Below are 15,691 nucleotides of genomic sequence, written 5' to 3'. Positions count from 1 at the left end.
AAGAATATTCATTTACCTTAGCATCATGCAATACGACAAAGCCAAAGAACAGTTTATTCAAGCCTGGGGTACTCTTGGTTCAGCCTGGGGGATTAACAAGGCTATGGGGCAGATTCACGCTCTTTTACTAATCACGGAAGAGGCTTTGACCACGGAAGATATTATGGAAGAGCTGAAGATTTCCAGAGGAAATGCCAACATGAATATTCGGTCTTTAATCGATTGGGGTATTGTTCAGAAGGTGTTGAAGCCAGGGGAGAGGAAGGAGTATTTTACAACGGGAAAAGATATTCTTGAACTAGCGAGACAAGTGTCCAGGGAGAGGCGAAGGAGGGAAATTGAACCTGTTATGCGTGTGCTTAATGAAGTGCAGGAAATAGAGGGTAATACTCCGCAGGTAGAGCACTTCAAAAAAGTGACTGGTGATTTGTCCGGTTTTACCAAACAGGTTGATGGAGCACTTGATAAGTTTATTCGCTCAGATAAGAATTGGTTTTTCCAGGTTCTAATGAAAATGATGAGGTAAAAAATTTGATTTGAATTTTCACAAATTATTGAAAATAAAATAAGTATGGGAAATTATAAACTTTATAACACACTGATGCATATAGCTGCATTTTCTCTGGGGCTGTTAATCATATTTAGTCTCTGGGAAGAGGATTCAGGTATTTTGAAGTCCGTAGTCTTAATTCTGATGCCTTTGGGTTTAATACAACTGTTTGTAGGCCTGCATTTCCTCACCTCAATGAGGATAAGGAGTAATAGTATCAAGTCAGGTATTAGAGTCTACTGGTATCTCACTTTGGGGTATTTCCTTATTCTTTATGTGGCTACAAGGTTCGAGGAAATTCATGAGGATTTTTACTGGATTTACCTCCTGGTTGCCCCTTGGTCAATTGCCCTTTATCAGTACTGTCTGATTCAAAAATCCTACAGAGAAAGAAAAGGAGAGGTTTCTAAATACTCTGCACTATGAAAAGGACAGTAGTGATTTTCGGTGGCACCGGTTTTTTGGGACTTTCTCTTGCTGACTATTTATCAGACAGAGGTTTTGAGATAATCTTGGTTGCCCGTCATCATGTGAAAACTATACATCAACAGCTTTTATGGAATGGCTATAGTATTGGTGAGTGGAGACAGTATTTGGAGGGAGCCTATGCAATTGTCAATCTCGCTGGTCGAAGTGTTGATTGTCAGAAGACCCCTGAAAACCGCGATCTGATTTTGAGGTCGAGGGTTGAGTCTGTAAGGACAATATCCAGTGCCATCAATGGATTGAAAGTCGTTCCCAAAGTCTGGGTTCAAATGTCTACCGCTCATATTTATGGAGATCCTCCATTCAGGTTTTGTAATGAAGATTCACCTACAGGTTATGGATTAGCACCAGAAGTTGGTAAGGCTTGGGAAGAGTCGTTTGAAAAAGCAATCATTCCTGGTATCAGGCCGGTGGTTCTAAGAACGGGCTTTGTAATTGGTCGAGGTGGCGGAGCGCTTCAAAGCCTATCCAGGCTGGCGAAATTGGGATTGGGAGGTAAGGTAGGCCATGGACAACAGGGAATGAGTTGGATTCATCAGACCGACTTTAATGAGAGCGTTTTCAGGGCATTGACAGAGCCTCTATACAATGGTGTCTATAATTTGACAGCACCTCAACCAGTGTCAAATCAGGATTTCATGAAGGTACTGAGAAAGGGGTTAAGAATCCCCTTTGGATTGCCAGCTTCAGGTTGGATGACCAGGTTGGGAGCAAAGTATATTTTCAATACTGACCCGGAGTTAGCACTCTATGGTCGATATGTTATTCCCGACAGACTCCAAAAACAAGGCTATACTTTTCAATTTCCTGAGGTTGAAGGAGCCATCAAAGACTTAGTAATGAATTAGTAATTAATCGTCCATTTAAACATTACAATTATGACTTATGCAATCACATCTTATGTTCTGTACTTAGTACTGACTATTGGCCTGACTATTTGGGTGGCCTCTACTTTGTTCAAAAATGGAAAAGTATTTCTGGTTGATATTTTCTCAGGGAATCAGGAGTTCGCCAATAGCGTGAACAGGCTTTTAGTAGTGGGCTTTTACCTGATAAACCTTGGTTTTGCAGTTTCTTCCCTCGATGCCATCGGTTCAGTTGATACACTGGCCGATCTCTTCATCAGAGTTTCCAAGAGGGTAGGTATTATCACGCTGATCTTAGGAGGAATGCACTTTCTTAACCTTTATGTATTCTTTCAAATAAGAAAATCAGGAAGAGTAAATAGGTTCAACCATGCCTAAATTAAATGGCCACCTGGTCGAATCGACCTAGGTGGCCTGCTATAAGTAATCAGACTATGACTGCAAGGAGAAAAGAAAAGGATATGTGCTTTATAATCGGCAGAGGCCTTTCAATTGTCACTGCGGTCATTACTCTTAATCCCTATTTTTGGATTTTCGGCATTCTAATCTGGATAGTATTATCTATTCTGCTTTTTTGTTCTCATCAAAAATTGAAAGAAAAGGTGTTTTGGATTGCTCTTCCTTTTAGTACAAGCTTGGTGATAGTCCTGTTTTTTCAATTGATGAGATTATTCTACTGAAGACTACAACTGCCATTAAAGTCACTCGCATCGAAGAAGGTGTTGGCATTACCCTTCAATGCTCCTTTATTGGCCTCAATAGTCAATTGATTGCTACCACTCCTCTTTGGTGAGCAATACTCCAGTAAATAGTAACTATTAGCCCTGCCATTAATCAGGTCTCCGATTTCCTGGAAACGATCCAGCAACTCACCAATATTCACAGCAGAAACAAAACTTGTTTTTCCAATGGATCGAAGAACAGCTTCATCGATCTCCTGACCGAGGCCAATGGTATAAATGGACATATCTCGATCTGCGTTTTTCACGGCTTCCAGTGCCTGGCCCTTGGTGTTTCGGTTGGCCTGATCTGTACCATCGGTGAAGATCACTACTGCGCTACTGGCAATTTCATCGAGCTCACGAGTCTGTGAAATCTTTTGGGTGGCAATATTGATTCCCTGAATAACAGCTCCATAAAGGTTGGTAGAATTATCAGAGCTCATTTCCGGGGTAATATTGTCGATGGCTGTTTTTAGGGTATTGACATTCGTAGAGGTGCCCTGTAGTTGCTTGATGTTTTCGGAACCATCAAACCACCAGATTTCCATTTTCACAGCCTGAGCATTGACTTCCCCTTCAGCCGGAACTACTTCATCAATAAAACTTTTGGCAGCTGTTTTCAGTCCACTGAGGCTCTCTCCACCCAATACACTACCACTTAGATCGAGCAAGAGGGTAATGTGATAGTCGAATACCTGTTCGTTGGGTTGGATTTTTCTTGTTGCTTCGAATTCGGAAATCTTTGCTCCATTTTCGTAGATGGTGAAGTCACTTTCGGTTAGTCCGGCTACTCCATTGCCGGCTTCATCTTCTACTCTGAAAAAGACAGAAACGTTAGATGGTAGGTTGACAAACTGATCTTCGATGGTTACGGTTAGCCCTGTGTTTTCGGCATCATCGCCAGAACAGGAATAGAGCAGACACAATAGTGCCACTAAAAGTATTTTGAGGTTTGACGTTTTCATGGTTCTTAGGTTAAGCGTATAGGCCAAGAACAGGGAAACTTATTGCGGTATTGTGTGGTTAGGAGTGAAATTGAATTAATTTTGCATCCGCTTATAGATTCAGCAATATGAAGACAACTACCACGTTACTAGGAGATTACGAATTCGAATCCATCAACCCAAATGGCAACAAGGTGCACATAGATATGCGTCCTGCCGATGAGAAAAAGGGTCAATCTCCAACTGAGCTTTTATTGTCAGCACTTGCAGGTTGTGCTTCTGTAGATCTTGTGCAGATGTTGAAGAAGCGTAAGAAAACCGTGAATGGCCTGCGCATTGATGCGGATGGTACCAGACAAGATGATCCGCCTCGCTTCTTTACTCATATCAAACTACACTTCGTGCTTGAATCACCAGACGCTACGATGGAGGAGTTCGAGAAACTCGGTCATTTAGCAGCGACTAAATATTGCTCTGTGGCTGGTACACTGAAGAGTGAGATTGAGCATACTTTTGAGATTATCAGGTAAACGGGCGGCTCTTAAAGGTTTAGCCAGTAGGTTACTTTAATCACCAGCGCCCGATTCTTATTAGTGAAATCATCCGGGAAGTAGTTATCGGTGTAAGCGATAAATACATCAGAAACCGGTTTGAATCTCCATTGAATTCTGGAATTAATATTCAGGTTGTCTATCTGGCTGTTGTACTGTATAAAGGTGGTCCAGAAGAGCTTCTTGGTGAAGGTAATATCGAACCTCGGACCAATCAGAAATAGGTCAGCGTCACCATAAGGTTCAGGGAGTCTGATTCTGTTGTAGTTAAAGTCCATGGTAATCAGTCCGTAGGGTTGGATACGGTAATTCAGACTTCCTCCCAGTCGGGTTCTGGTTCCGTTAAAATATTGACCGGCATTAGCATTCAGATTAATGTAAAATGCATTACGTGTGTCGCCATTGTAACGAACCTGTAGGTTGGTGTAGTTATAATCAGAACCTTCAGGTAATTGTTGATTGCCATCTCTGGTAGGATCGAAGGCACTGAAGAGATAGATGTAGTTTTCGTTTAGAGTGAGGTTGATGCTACTGGTATTTAACATGGAGAATTCGAGTCCTGCTGAAACCTGATAATCCGTAGTGCCCAGATAAGTATTGGCGTACCCCTCATAGCTAAGGGACGGACTGATTCGCTGAATAGATGCCGATTCCGGATAGTAATTCTTCTGAATACTCAGGCTGGACCTGTCATAACTGTTTCTTCGGGCAAAGCCTACTTCAGGATTGTAGTTATCTCCAACAGATTGAATGAGTCCTTCAATCTGCCAGTTAATGGTAGAGTAGAGGATGTTGGCCGATGCGGCATAATTGTCATTCGAATTGACTTTATCAAAACTTTTGTGAAAGAAAAATTTACCATTCCATCTGTTGTTGGGAGAGGCCAGGTTGTAGTCCAGACCAAGCACCCGGTTATACTGATTGAAATTGTTGTTGCTGCCATTTGCTAAATCCTGCTTATTGACGAAAATGAAGCCCAGGTTGGAGCGCGCAAAAACCTTACGCTGCAGTGCCGTGACAGTGTAATTGATTTGCGGTAGGTTGATATCTTCGATTTCCGCAGCCTGCATGTTCAGGACGCCCAGGCGCCAGTTATTATTCAGCTTTCCGCTTAATCTTGCTCCGAATTTGATTTTGTTCTGAACGTTCACCCCTGTGTTTTCGTCACGGCTTACTCCAATTCTTCGGGAGAAGAAGGGACGTAGGCCATCTGATCCGAATTCGCCAAAGAGATCTGCATTTTCAAGGAAGAACTGTCTTCTTTCAGGGAAGAAGATTTCGAACCGGTCCAGATTGGTTACCTGTTGATCAACTTCTACCTGAGAAAAATCCGGGTTAACTGTAATATCAAGGTTCATCGAAGGGCCAACAGCTACTTTGGCATCAAAGCCTGCATCAAAGCTGGAGTTGCTGGTTCTTGGAATATCGGTATTGTCATCATTGTCAAAATAGCCGCCTTCAGCATCCATGCTGGTAGATATATATGGGATGACTGAGATATTGGCTCCCGGTTTCTTGGGTGGTTTATCCCAGATTAGTTGTCCGGTATGGGCTTGAGAGTATAAAGCAAAGTTTCTGGGTACCGGACTCCAAATGGATCTTTCACCGTTGTTAGAGTCGATACGATAGGAGTTAATATTCCAAACCTGATTTCCTTCTTTATAGCGAATACTCTTGAAAGGGATAGCCATTTCAACCATCCAGTATTCTTCAGTTCGTGTTACTTCACCAAACCACTTATTTTCCCAGTCGAGAGAAAGGTTGCCTCTTTGGGCTCCGCCATTGGTTACCAGTCCCTCACGCCTCACACCAAAAGGGTTGATACCAAATTGAAAGGCATTGGTTCTGTCATCAAAGGTGTCGAAAGAGATAGTGAACATATCATTACCGGCACCTCTGAAATCTCTCCTCAGAGAAGGAGTTACATATCCTGCATTTTCAACATTATACAATTTCGCACCGATGTAAATGAATTTATCATCATAGGTGAATTTCATTTCTGTTTGTGTGGAAGCCAGTAAGGTGTCGGTCGGGAAGTTGAGCCAGAAATCGGAGGTGGCCTCTGCACTTTGCCAGCTTTGCTCATTTAATTGGCCATCCAGCACAATCGGGTCGACCGCTTCTTTTATATGAACACTCTTTCTTTCCTGCGATAGACTCAGTACAGGAATGAGGAAGAGGAATACCAGGCTTAGTTGAAGTTTCAAGGCTGAAAAAGTAAACTTCAACTTTAAGATTTAATTACTATTTCTAAAAGTCAAAATGATCGTTTCTGATAAGCGGCATGTTTCTTAATTTCATTTTAGTTTACTTCAAGCCGGAAGATGAGAGTGGTTAAGGAATATTTTGACAAACCTTGTAAGGTGACAGTTTTCTCCTGGAACGGGAAATATATCATTAAGCTGGAACAGGGCCCTTTTGAGCAGACTTTTAAAGTAAGCGAATTCGATATACTAGAGTCAGAACTCGATGAGATCCTTAACCAGGATTTTTTAAATGACGCTTTGGAGAGGTTTCGTCAGATGGGAGACTCTTTAAAAAGTGCTTTGAATGACTAAATTGGCATTCAATTATTTTACCTGACCAAATTATGATCTACGCCCTTGTTGCTTCAGGTGCTATCACGGCCCTATTCGTAGTGCTTTACTTTCGCGAAAGGAAGAAGAGACACGAGGTAACAGAGGAACTCCGAATACTGGATAAACGCAAAAAGGCACTCCGTCAATCGCTGGAAATGCTGATGGATCATTCATCAGACTTCTACTTCCGCTATACCCGAGATGGTATTATTAATTATGCATCGAGCAACATCGAACGTTTATTAGGTTATTCAATTAGGCAGGGACCAATCAAAGCCAGAGATGTTCTTACCAGTAATCCTATCAATGATCATGTCAGTGACCATGTCAATGCCTTATTTCGACTCGATTTTGATGAGATCAGGCCTTATTTTCTGGAGGTAATAGATACCCAGGGTGAAACACATATGCTGGAGATTTTCGAAAGCCCTCACCTGGACACCATGGGCAATGTCGATTATGTGAATGCTATTGCCCGTGATCTCACCGGTGTTTACAAGGCTGAAATGGAGCTGAAGGAAAGTGAGCGCCAGCAACTGCTTATTCTGGAATCCATTCCAGACCCTATGTTCACCATTGATCGTGAATTTCGCTACACTGATTATCAGGTAATGAAAGAAGAACAATTGTGGTTTAAGCCCAGTGAGTTTATAGGTAAAAGGGTAAAGGATGTGGTGCCAGAGCATTTGGGTGAATTCTTCGAAGATTCGCTTGAAAAGGCTTTTGTTTCCGGTAAACTGCAGACATTGGAATACCACTTTGGAGAAGGTGAAGCAAAGGAGTTCTTCGAAGGCCGAATTATTAAACTTGATGAGAATAGGGTCCTGGTGATTGCCCGTGATATTACCGCCCGCAAAAAGCTGGAACAAGAGCTTAGAAAAGCTAAGGAAGCTGCCGAATCTGCTACCCAGGCTAAGAGTAACTTCCTGGCCACAATGAGTCATGAAATCAGAACCCCAATGAATGGGGTGGTGGGGATGATCAGTCTACTGGCAGAAACGGAATTAACCGAAGAGCAAAAGGAATATGTAGAAACCATACAAGCCAGTAGTGATACTCTGCTTCGTATTATTAATGATATACTCGATTACTCGAGAATTGAATCAGGTAAGCTGGCCTTTGAAGAAAGCCTGTTCTATCTCAAAAAGGTAATTGATGATTCTATTGCCCTAATCAAGTTTGAAGCTCAGAAAAAAGGCATTATCGTTAATGCGGTTATTGATGAAAAGGTACCCAACTTCATAAGAACTGACCGAGGTCGTTTGAGACAAATTCTGCTCAACCTGCTGTCCAATGCAGTTAAGTTTACAGAGCACGGTTCCATTATTGTGTCGGTAGATCTTGAAAAGGGAACTGATAAATATGTAACCCTGAACTTTAAGGTCAAGGATACCGGAATAGGTATTCCTAAGAGTAAGCTCAAAGGCCTTTTCAATGAATTTACACAGGTAGATTCTACACATTCCAGAAAATTTGGAGGTACTGGTCTCGGGCTGGCCATTGTGAAAAAGCTGGTCAAAATGCTGAATGGAAAGGTGAATGTTTCCAGTGAGATGGGAGTAGGTTCTACTTTTGCCTTTACAGTAAGAGCTAAAGTAGCCAGTCAGGTTTCCAGTGAGTTTCTGGGAGATGCTAAAGCTTCTGATGATAAGGATGAGTTCATTGGCGAAAAGTATCCGCTGAAGATTCTCATGGCAGAAGATAACTCCGTTAACCGAAAGCTGACTATGCTCTACCTGGAAAGGCTGGGGTATGTACCTGATGTGGCAGTAGATGGTTTCGAAGTCATTCAATCCATTAAGAACAATGACTACGATGTGATTCTCATGGATATTTCTATGCCTAAAATGGATGGTTATCAGGTGACTAAGATCGTTCAGGAGTTGCCACTCGATTTTCAGCCTCAGATTATAGGCGTCTCGGCTAATGCTTTTTTGGGAGATATTGAAAAAGCGAAAGAAGCAGGAATGCATGCTTACCTGGTTAAGCCGATTAAATTCAGCGACCTCAGGGAAAAACTCATAGAGTCTTACAAGGCTATTCAACAAGCAAAGCCTTAATTTGCAGCATGAACTATTTTGTGACAGCTATTGGCACAGATAGCGGGAAGACGCTCGTCTCAGCGATTCTTGCTGAAGCATTGAAGGCCGATTACTGGAAACCCATTCAGGCAGGGCAGCCTGCAGATACAGATGGGGTGAAGAGTCTGGTAAGCAACTCCATCACCAGATTTCACCCCGAAACTCATAGTTTGAAGTTACCGGCCTCGCCCCATGCTGCTGCGCGCTTTGAGCACCTGCAGATAGAACTGGATGACTTTGTGTTGCCGGAGACCAGCAATGAAATTATTGTGGAAGGAGCAGGAGGTATTCTGGTGCCAATTAATCAGGAAAATTTCGTGATTGAGATTGCGAAAAGCCTGAATATGGAAGTCATTTTGGTTGCTAATTTATACCTGGGTAGCATCAATCATACACTGCTCACGGTGGACTACCTCAAGAGAAATAACTATCCCGTGAAAGGAATTATTTTCAACGGTGATAGTAATCCGGAAAGCGAACAAATCATTGAAAAACATAGTGGGTACAGGGTGTTAATGCACCTGCCAAAATTAGGAAAAGTAAGCCCGGAAATAGTTCAGTATTGGGCAGATCAGTTGATGTTGACGTGGTATGAGTAATTGGTTAGAACGAGATCGTGCTGCCATTTGGCATCCCTTCACTCCATTGAAGGGAATGACCGAACCTGAGATGTTGGAAAGGGCAGAAGGAGTAAATTTATACACCAAAGAAGGGAAGAAAATTCTGGATGTAATTTCATCGTGGTGGGTCAACCTTCATGGTCATAGTCATCCATACCTGGCCAAGGCCTTGGCAGATCAGGCGAGGCAGTTAGAACATGTGATTTTTGCCGGGTTTACCCATGAACCTGCTATTCGGCTTGCAGAACGGTTATTAGAGATATTGCCCGATAATCAGTCCAGGATATTCTATTCCGACAATGGCAGTACAGCCGTTGAGGTAGGTATCAAAATGGCCTTTCAGTATTTTCATAATCAGGGAATTGAGCGAAAGAAAATCATCGCCATTGACGGTTCCTATCATGGCGATACTTTCGGAGCTATGTCTGTGGGCGACCGTGGGCCCTTTACTACTCCTTTCGATCCCTATCTCTTTGAAGTCGATTTTATTGATTTTCCTGAACCCGAAAAGGAAGAGGAGGTATGGTCCCACTTTCAGCAACTCATAGGAACCGGAGAGGTAGCTGCCTTTATTTTTGAACCTCTGGTGCAAGGAGCCTCGGGAATGAGGTTCTATTCTGCTGATTTATTGGATAAAATGATTGGTCTGGCGCAATCACAACACGTACTCTGTATTGCCGATGAGGTGATGACAGGTTTCGGAAGGTTGGGGACTCTTTTTGCGGCAGATCAACTGGAGAATAAGCCTGATATTATGTGTCTCTCCAAAGGGTTGACAGGAGGAAGTTTACCTATGGGAGTGACTAGCTGTACGGATGCTATTCAGGCAGCCTACAGAACCAATGACTTGATGAAGACCTTTTTCCATGGTCACTCATTCACCGGTAACCCTATGATCTGTGCAGTGGCCAATGCCTCTATGGACCTGCTGTTGACTGAAGAATGTACGGCCAACAGGGAAAGGATCAATCAAAGACATCAGGCCTTTCTAAAAGAAATCCAGGATCATCCAATGGTACGGAACTGTCGGCAAATTGGAACCATCATGGCTTTTGACCTGAATACCGAAAAGGATACGTCTTATTTCAATGAAGCCAGACACCACCTTTATCCCTATTTCATTGAAAAAGGTTTGCTGCTTCGTCCGCTGGGCAACGTTATTTATCTGATACCGCCCTACATTATTTCCGATGAGGAGCTGGATTATGTATATTCAACGATTTCAGATTTTCTGAATGAATATGACCAAATAGCCAGTCACTGATGATGAAGAGGTTTTTTCTGTTAACCCTTTTTCTGCTGAGCTTTAACCTTTCTGCCCAGCATGGAAATTACATTTATAAAACCGTGGCCATGCGTGCCGCACCCGGTAAGCTTTCCGAATTGATTGAGCTACTGAAAGCTGATATGAAAGATGGGAAAGCTTTCGGGGGAAAGAGAGCGCAACTCATGCGCCATTCTCAGGGAGATCAATGGGATTTACTAATGATTATTCCGGTAGGTCTAAGCATGGAAGAATACTATGCCAATGAACTGATAAAGGCTCGGGAAAAGTCCAATACCCAGGACCAATACTATCGAAGTGACTATTACAATCTGATTTCATGGCAGGAAGAGGGCTTCTATTATGGACCTGCTCTGAGACTTTTTAATAATCGTTTTGGAGCTATGGACTATTACCATGTAGAGATGTTTCAGGCACTGGCGGGGAAGCGTGCTGAGTTATTAGACCAGCGTGAAATGGAGAATGTATACCTTGACGGAATTGACAGAGAGCCCAACTTCATCTTCACAAAAATCATCGGCTCTGAAGTAGATATATTTACTATCGGCTTGTACAGAGATATCAAGCACTTTGCGGAAAGCGCTGATATTCCAATAGAGAAGGAAGATGAAGCAGCTAAAAAGGCTGGTTTTGAATCTGTTTATACCATAGGAACCTATCTCAGGTCTCTATTACTCGAGCACCACGATACTTTGGCTGTTGCGGTTCGGGCAAACTAGACCTACCTGCTGATGGCTCCCAATGGCCTTACCACCACAGTTTGCCATGACTGTCGCACTATAATCACTACCGCGATCAGCGTCATGGTGAGAATGGGTATGATTAAGAGTACAGGATGCAACTGAATTCTATAGGTATAATTTTCCAGCCAGTTTCTTGCGCCAAGCAATATCAGTGGAATTGATATGATACAGCCATAGAAGATCAGTTGTAAAAAGTCATAAATCAGTAAAAAGAGAATGTGACTTACGTTGGCTCCCAGAATTTTTCTCAAACCAATTTCCTTTGTCCTCTTCTGTGCGGTAAAGGCGGAAAGGCTATAAATGCCCATGCAGGCCACAAAGATGGCTATACCGGTAAACAGTATAAACAGCCGCAGCAGGCTTTGTTCAAGAGCAGACTGATTTTCAAAGTTTCTTGTGATGATATAGAAATTGTGAAACTGTGGGTCCCATTTTCTTCTTAGTCCATCGAGAGCAATATTGATTTTCTCTGCTGTATTACCCTCTATTTCTACTGTGATATAAAAATAGGTAGGAAAGCGAAGTCCTGTGACATAGACTTCAGGACCCTCATTGGCAGTTTTGTTTTTAATTACCCCTTTGACCACCAGTGGTCCATTGTATTTTCCGACTCTACTTCCTATGGCTTCTGAAGCACTTTCAAACTTCATGGCTTTTAATGCAGACTCGTTAATGATTACGCCATTGAAATCTTCTCCCACCAGCGAACTGAAATTTTCCCCGCTGATAAATATGGTACTGTCTTCAGCCCAGTAACTGTAGTCGATTAGTGATAGGAGAAATTGACCTTCGTAAGAAGAGCTATCCTTATCCAATTGCCTGAGAGGCTTAATGTATTGTCTTTTTTTGACTTGCCCGTTGAACAGGTTAGAGAGACTGACTGATTTGACCTGTTCATTTTCAAGGGCCTTGTTAATGAAGTTATAGGTGTAGTTTGTGTACACCTCATTCGCACCGGCAAAACCAGGGAATTTCCCTTTTACTTCCAGTTCGAACTGTCTGCTATCATGCTCCTTTACATACTTGAGTTGAGAATAAACCACATATGCCGCTGAGATGAAGATCATACTCATGGTAAGTTGAAAGATGAGTAGCGTCTTCATGGCTCTGGCACCTTTTGAAGATTGCTTAGACTGAAAAACGATGTTTTTACCCTTTAGGGCATCTGTTAGTTTCAGGGAGTTCAACAGGTGAGATGGATAGAAAGCTGTGAAGAAAGTACCGAGTAAGATCAACCCAATGGAGGTTAGGGAAAGAATGAGAATTCTGGTGCCATCTATTGAAGACGGATAACCTATCTCGAGAAACACTCTGGCCGATTTCTGTCCAATGAAAAAGAGTAAAAGGGCCAAAATTCCGGCCGTAAGGTTGGTAAGAAGGCACTCCAGAAAGATGTTCATTCTGAGCTGCCCTGGTGTAACACCCAACAGTTTTCTGATCCCCGTTTCTTTTGCTCTGTCAAGCGCTGTGATAATGGAGTTGTTGATGTAAGTTGTAGCCGAAAGTAATAATACAATGAACCCAATTACGCCAAGAAACAGCAATAAACTGGGGTCTGTCGTTGGTGCAGGAGGGTTTGAAACCTTGTGGCCGAGGTGAATGTCTACTAGAGGATATAGAGAGGTGTTGTGGTAATAGGCTTGATTGTCTGATTTATTGCTGGTTTCTTGCCAAAGGTCTTGATTGATTATGTCATGGTCAGCCCCATTGGTTAGTAGAACATAAGCATAAGTATTATGGTAGCCGGGCATGTCGAGGAGTAGCTCCTGATCGATGTTTGAAAAAAGCACATCGAACTGTATATGAGAATTTTCAGGAAGCGATTTGAAAATGGCCACAATCTCAAAGGCTGAATTGCTCAGGTCAGCCGAACGATTATGTACTATTTCTCCTATGACTGAGTTACCGTTGGATAATTTGTTGGGGAACATTTTGAAGGCCATTTCTTCTGAAATAGATATCTGATTGGGCCTTGTTAAAGGCTGCTCAATTTGTTCCGTTAATTCAATATTTAATATTTCGAAAATGGCCGCATCAGTGTAATAGGCCGCTTCTGTAAATGAGGTTCTTCTGTTATCAGAATCCTCACTGATTAAGAAGGCGGACTGATTCTCAGAAAATGGCGTTAGCCTGAAATAGTTTTCAATGCCCTTATGTTTAGCGGCCAGTTCGGGGGCAGCTCTATAAAGGCTGAAGGCATCTGTACCCGTCTTTTCCTGAATGTGGTAGCTTTCTGTTTCCAGTCTGAAAATACGATCAGACTTTTCATGGAACTTGTCAAAGCTCAGTTCATAGAAAATGAAATTCGAGATGAAGAGGCAGGAGGCAATTCCTAAAGCAAGACCAATCATGTTCAATAAAGTTGAACCGCCTTTACTCCATAAACTCCTCACGGAAATTAAGAGAAAGCTCTTTAGCATTGAGTGTAAGTTTTCTATCCGAAGATGCTAAGGCCAAGCATCGTGCCATGCACAGAAATACGTGATTGAGGCCCTTTTTGAACCTGAATGATGAGAGATTGGCTTGATTCCGAACGATTGACTGTCCAGAAATGCTACAGATTTCAATTGATAATCAGAGGGTTGTGGCCAGACCTGACACTAACTTTTTCTCTTCACTGCGAAAATAGGAACTGCTTCTTTCTTTCCACGCAAAGGAACTTCCCCCATAGGTTTGAACTCAAAATCGGAGGTGTTAATCATTTGTCTGAGACTTTCCGATATCAGCATTTCTTCATTGAACTCATTGCACTTGGCTAAAATTCTGGCGGCTGTATTCAAGGTGTCTCCATGATAGGCAATCTCCCGCTTGTATCTCCCGACTTCCGTGGCGGTAACTGTTCCGCAGTTTAAGGCAGCCTTGAAGAAAGGCAGGCTTCCGTATTTATTCTGATAATACTCCCGTTTAGATTCCAGCGTATCCATGAAGTCGTAGTAGGCTTTCAGGCAATTATCCCTATTAAGTCCTTCCTGTAAGGGCCAGGTCAATACAGCTTCATCTCCCACATATTGATAGATTTCTGCACGATAGGCATTGGTTACTCCCAGGTCGAAAAAGCAATCCTGAATCATCTGGCTGTATTTAATGTGACCAAGGGTTTCAGCCAATGTGGTAGAAGATTGCAAGTCCAAAAACATGAAGATTCTTTCTTCTTCATGTGGTGTATAGAGTTTTCCGGCCAGTAATTTGGTGAGATTGCCTTCACCTAACATGAGATTCACCTGTCGCAGGCGTGTCATGAAAATATCTACACTAATGATATACAGATAGACTGGTGCACTACCCTCGTCAAAAGCAAAAGTGATAAAATCAATATCATGGTGGAAGATTACCCGGGTCATGATGTAGGCGATAACAATCAGGGTAACCAGAAAGATGACAATGAATATCGCTTTAGCAAGTGCCAGTTTCCGGATAGAGGTGCGGCCATAAATCTTTTCTTCCAGCATAAACTGAAAGTAGCCCGATATTACCCCTCCGATAAAACCAAAGACAGCTGCCAGTAGAATGGAAGGTAGCAGTCCCGGATCAAATGATCCTACCTCAATTGTACCAACACTTCTAATGATGGTGAGAAAGACTAAGGCAGGCGGCCAGAAAAGTGCATACTGCCCAATGATCTTTTTCTTTCTTCTTTTAAGCTGGCTGGTCTTGTGAAATTTCATGTCGGCTGGTGGACAGGTTTAAATTAGGCCTTTTCCATTAAAAACCGACATGCTGTATGGTATTCAACCGATATTTTCAGTTTTAGGCTTTTTTCTCCTGGCAATTGAACATCCACTGAATGCCAAAGCGGTCAGTAAGACTTCCGTAATAGTCGCCCCAGAACATGTCCTGAAGCTCCATGGTTACAGTGCCTCCTTCGGCAAGAGCTGTGAAGAGTTGCTCTGTTTCCTTTCTTGTATCCGGTTGAAGGTTAATGTGCACATTATTACCTTGGGTTAATTGAAACCCCATGGATTCGGGAGCATCTGTGCCCATCAATAAATGACCTCCCAGAATGGGTAGAGTAACATGCATGATGAGCGTTTTATCTTCATCGCTCAGCTCAGGCATACCATCTGAAGGAGGGATGTCTCCCATGCGCATGACATCACCCATGAATTCAGTTCCGAATACTTGTTTGTAAAAGTTGAAGGCCTCCTCCGTGTTTCGCGAAAAGTTGATATAAGTACTAACAATCGACATAGTGGTTTTATGAATTGGTTCATAACAAAGGTGCAGAAGATCGCTTGAAGGAGTAGGGTGTGAATTCGACAGTTCA

General features: G+C 42.5%; 15 protein-coding genes. 10 read left to right on the top strand and 5 right to left on the bottom strand.

What is annotated here, in order from left to right; genetic code table 11:
- Positions 1 to 25 precede the first annotated feature (25 nt).
- Genes ACOOEY_RS05840 through ACOOEY_RS05825 form a run of 4 tightly spaced genes read left to right on the top strand, consistent with a single transcriptional unit; the run spans position 26 to position 2,280 of the window.
- Positions 26 to 526, top strand: a complete 501-nt coding sequence (locus ACOOEY_RS05840; RefSeq protein WP_420387740.1) for a GbsR/MarR family transcriptional regulator — start codon at positions 26 to 28, stop codon at positions 524 to 526.
- 45 nt (positions 527 to 571) lie between these two features.
- A complete protein-coding gene (locus ACOOEY_RS05835; protein ID WP_420387739.1) occupies positions 572 to 976 on the top strand; it encodes a hypothetical protein in 405 nt (134 codons plus the stop codon).
- Positions 973 to 1,884, top strand: coding sequence for a TIGR01777 family oxidoreductase (locus ACOOEY_RS05830; RefSeq protein WP_420387738.1), 912 nt, complete (start codon positions 973 to 975; stop codon positions 1,882 to 1,884). Before ACOOEY_RS05835 ends, ACOOEY_RS05830 begins: the two co-directional genes overlap by 4 nt.
- A 30-nt stretch (positions 1,885 to 1,914) precedes the next feature.
- Positions 1,915 to 2,280: a hypothetical protein gene (locus ACOOEY_RS05825; protein ID WP_420387737.1), complete on the top strand. Its 366-nt coding sequence runs from the start codon at positions 1,915 to 1,917 to the stop codon at positions 2,278 to 2,280.
- 295 nt (positions 2,281 to 2,575) lie between these two features.
- Here ACOOEY_RS05825 and ACOOEY_RS05820 read toward each other — a convergent pair whose 3' ends face one another.
- Positions 2,576 to 3,589, bottom strand: a complete 1,014-nt coding sequence (locus ACOOEY_RS05820; protein ID WP_420387736.1) for a hypothetical protein — start codon at positions 3,587 to 3,589, stop codon at positions 2,576 to 2,578.
- A 107-nt stretch (positions 3,590 to 3,696) separates the two neighbouring features.
- Between ACOOEY_RS05820 and ACOOEY_RS05815 the strand changes: the two genes are divergently transcribed.
- Positions 3,697 to 4,098 (top strand): OsmC family protein, encoded by a 402-nt coding sequence (locus ACOOEY_RS05815; protein WP_420387735.1) that lies wholly within the window; start codon positions 3,697 to 3,699, stop codon positions 4,096 to 4,098.
- 11 nt (positions 4,099 to 4,109) lie between these two features.
- On the opposite strand, the gene ACOOEY_RS05810 is transcribed toward ACOOEY_RS05815, so the two are convergent.
- The gene (locus ACOOEY_RS05810; RefSeq protein WP_420387734.1) at positions 4,110 to 6,326 is read right to left on the bottom strand and encodes a DUF5916 domain-containing protein; all 2,217 of its coding nucleotides are present in this window, start codon (positions 6,324 to 6,326) and stop codon (positions 4,110 to 4,112) included.
- 117 nt (positions 6,327 to 6,443) lie between these two features.
- On the opposite strand from ACOOEY_RS05810, the gene ACOOEY_RS05805 reads away from it, so the two are divergent.
- From ACOOEY_RS05805 to ACOOEY_RS05785, 5 genes are read left to right on the top strand one after another with little or no spacing between them, the layout of a single operon-like run.
- Complete coding sequence (locus ACOOEY_RS05805) at positions 6,444 to 6,677, top strand: hypothetical protein (protein ID WP_420387733.1); 234 nt, start codon at positions 6,444 to 6,446, stop codon at positions 6,675 to 6,677.
- Between the two features lie 32 nt (positions 6,678 to 6,709).
- The gene (locus tag ACOOEY_RS05800; RefSeq protein WP_420387732.1) at positions 6,710 to 8,758 is read left to right on the top strand and encodes an ATP-binding protein; all 2,049 of its coding nucleotides are present in this window, start codon (positions 6,710 to 6,712) and stop codon (positions 8,756 to 8,758) included.
- 8 nt (positions 8,759 to 8,766) lie between these two features.
- Complete coding sequence (bioD, locus tag ACOOEY_RS05795; protein WP_420387731.1) at positions 8,767 to 9,378, top strand: dethiobiotin synthase; 612 nt, start codon at positions 8,767 to 8,769, stop codon at positions 9,376 to 9,378.
- Positions 9,371 to 10,663 carry an adenosylmethionine--8-amino-7-oxononanoate transaminase gene (gene bioA, locus ACOOEY_RS05790; RefSeq protein WP_420387730.1) on the top strand — a complete coding sequence of 431 codons (1,293 nt, stop codon included), beginning with the start codon at positions 9,371 to 9,373 and terminating at the stop codon, positions 10,661 to 10,663. Before bioD ends, bioA begins: the two co-directional genes overlap by 8 nt.
- Complete coding sequence (locus tag ACOOEY_RS05785; protein ID WP_420387729.1) at positions 10,663 to 11,403, top strand: hypothetical protein; 741 nt, start codon at positions 10,663 to 10,665, stop codon at positions 11,401 to 11,403. The genes bioA and ACOOEY_RS05785 overlap by 1 nt, the downstream gene beginning before the upstream one ends.
- A 2-nt stretch (positions 11,404 to 11,405) precedes the next feature.
- On the opposite strand, the gene ACOOEY_RS05780 is transcribed toward ACOOEY_RS05785, so the two are convergent.
- From ACOOEY_RS05780 to ACOOEY_RS05770, 3 genes are all read right to left on the bottom strand, one after another.
- Positions 11,406 to 13,847 (bottom strand): ABC transporter permease, encoded by a 2,442-nt coding sequence (locus tag ACOOEY_RS05780; protein ID WP_420387728.1) that lies wholly within the window; start codon positions 13,845 to 13,847, stop codon positions 11,406 to 11,408.
- Positions 13,848 to 14,027: 180 nt separating this feature from the next.
- Positions 14,028 to 15,092: an adenylate/guanylate cyclase domain-containing protein gene (locus ACOOEY_RS05775; RefSeq protein WP_420387727.1), complete on the bottom strand. Its 1,065-nt coding sequence runs from the start codon at positions 15,090 to 15,092 to the stop codon at positions 14,028 to 14,030.
- Between the two features lie 82 nt (positions 15,093 to 15,174).
- Positions 15,175 to 15,615: a VOC family protein gene (locus ACOOEY_RS05770; RefSeq protein ID WP_420387726.1), complete on the bottom strand. Its 441-nt coding sequence runs from the start codon at positions 15,613 to 15,615 to the stop codon at positions 15,175 to 15,177.
- Positions 15,616 to 15,691 lie beyond the last annotated feature (76 nt).

This window comes from Roseivirga sp., from assembly GCF_965216855.1.
Classification (GTDB): Bacteria; Bacteroidota; Bacteroidia; order Cytophagales; family Cyclobacteriaceae; genus Roseivirga.
Note: the sequence above shows the minus strand (reverse complement) of the source record. Positions and strands in the feature narration are given on the sequence as shown.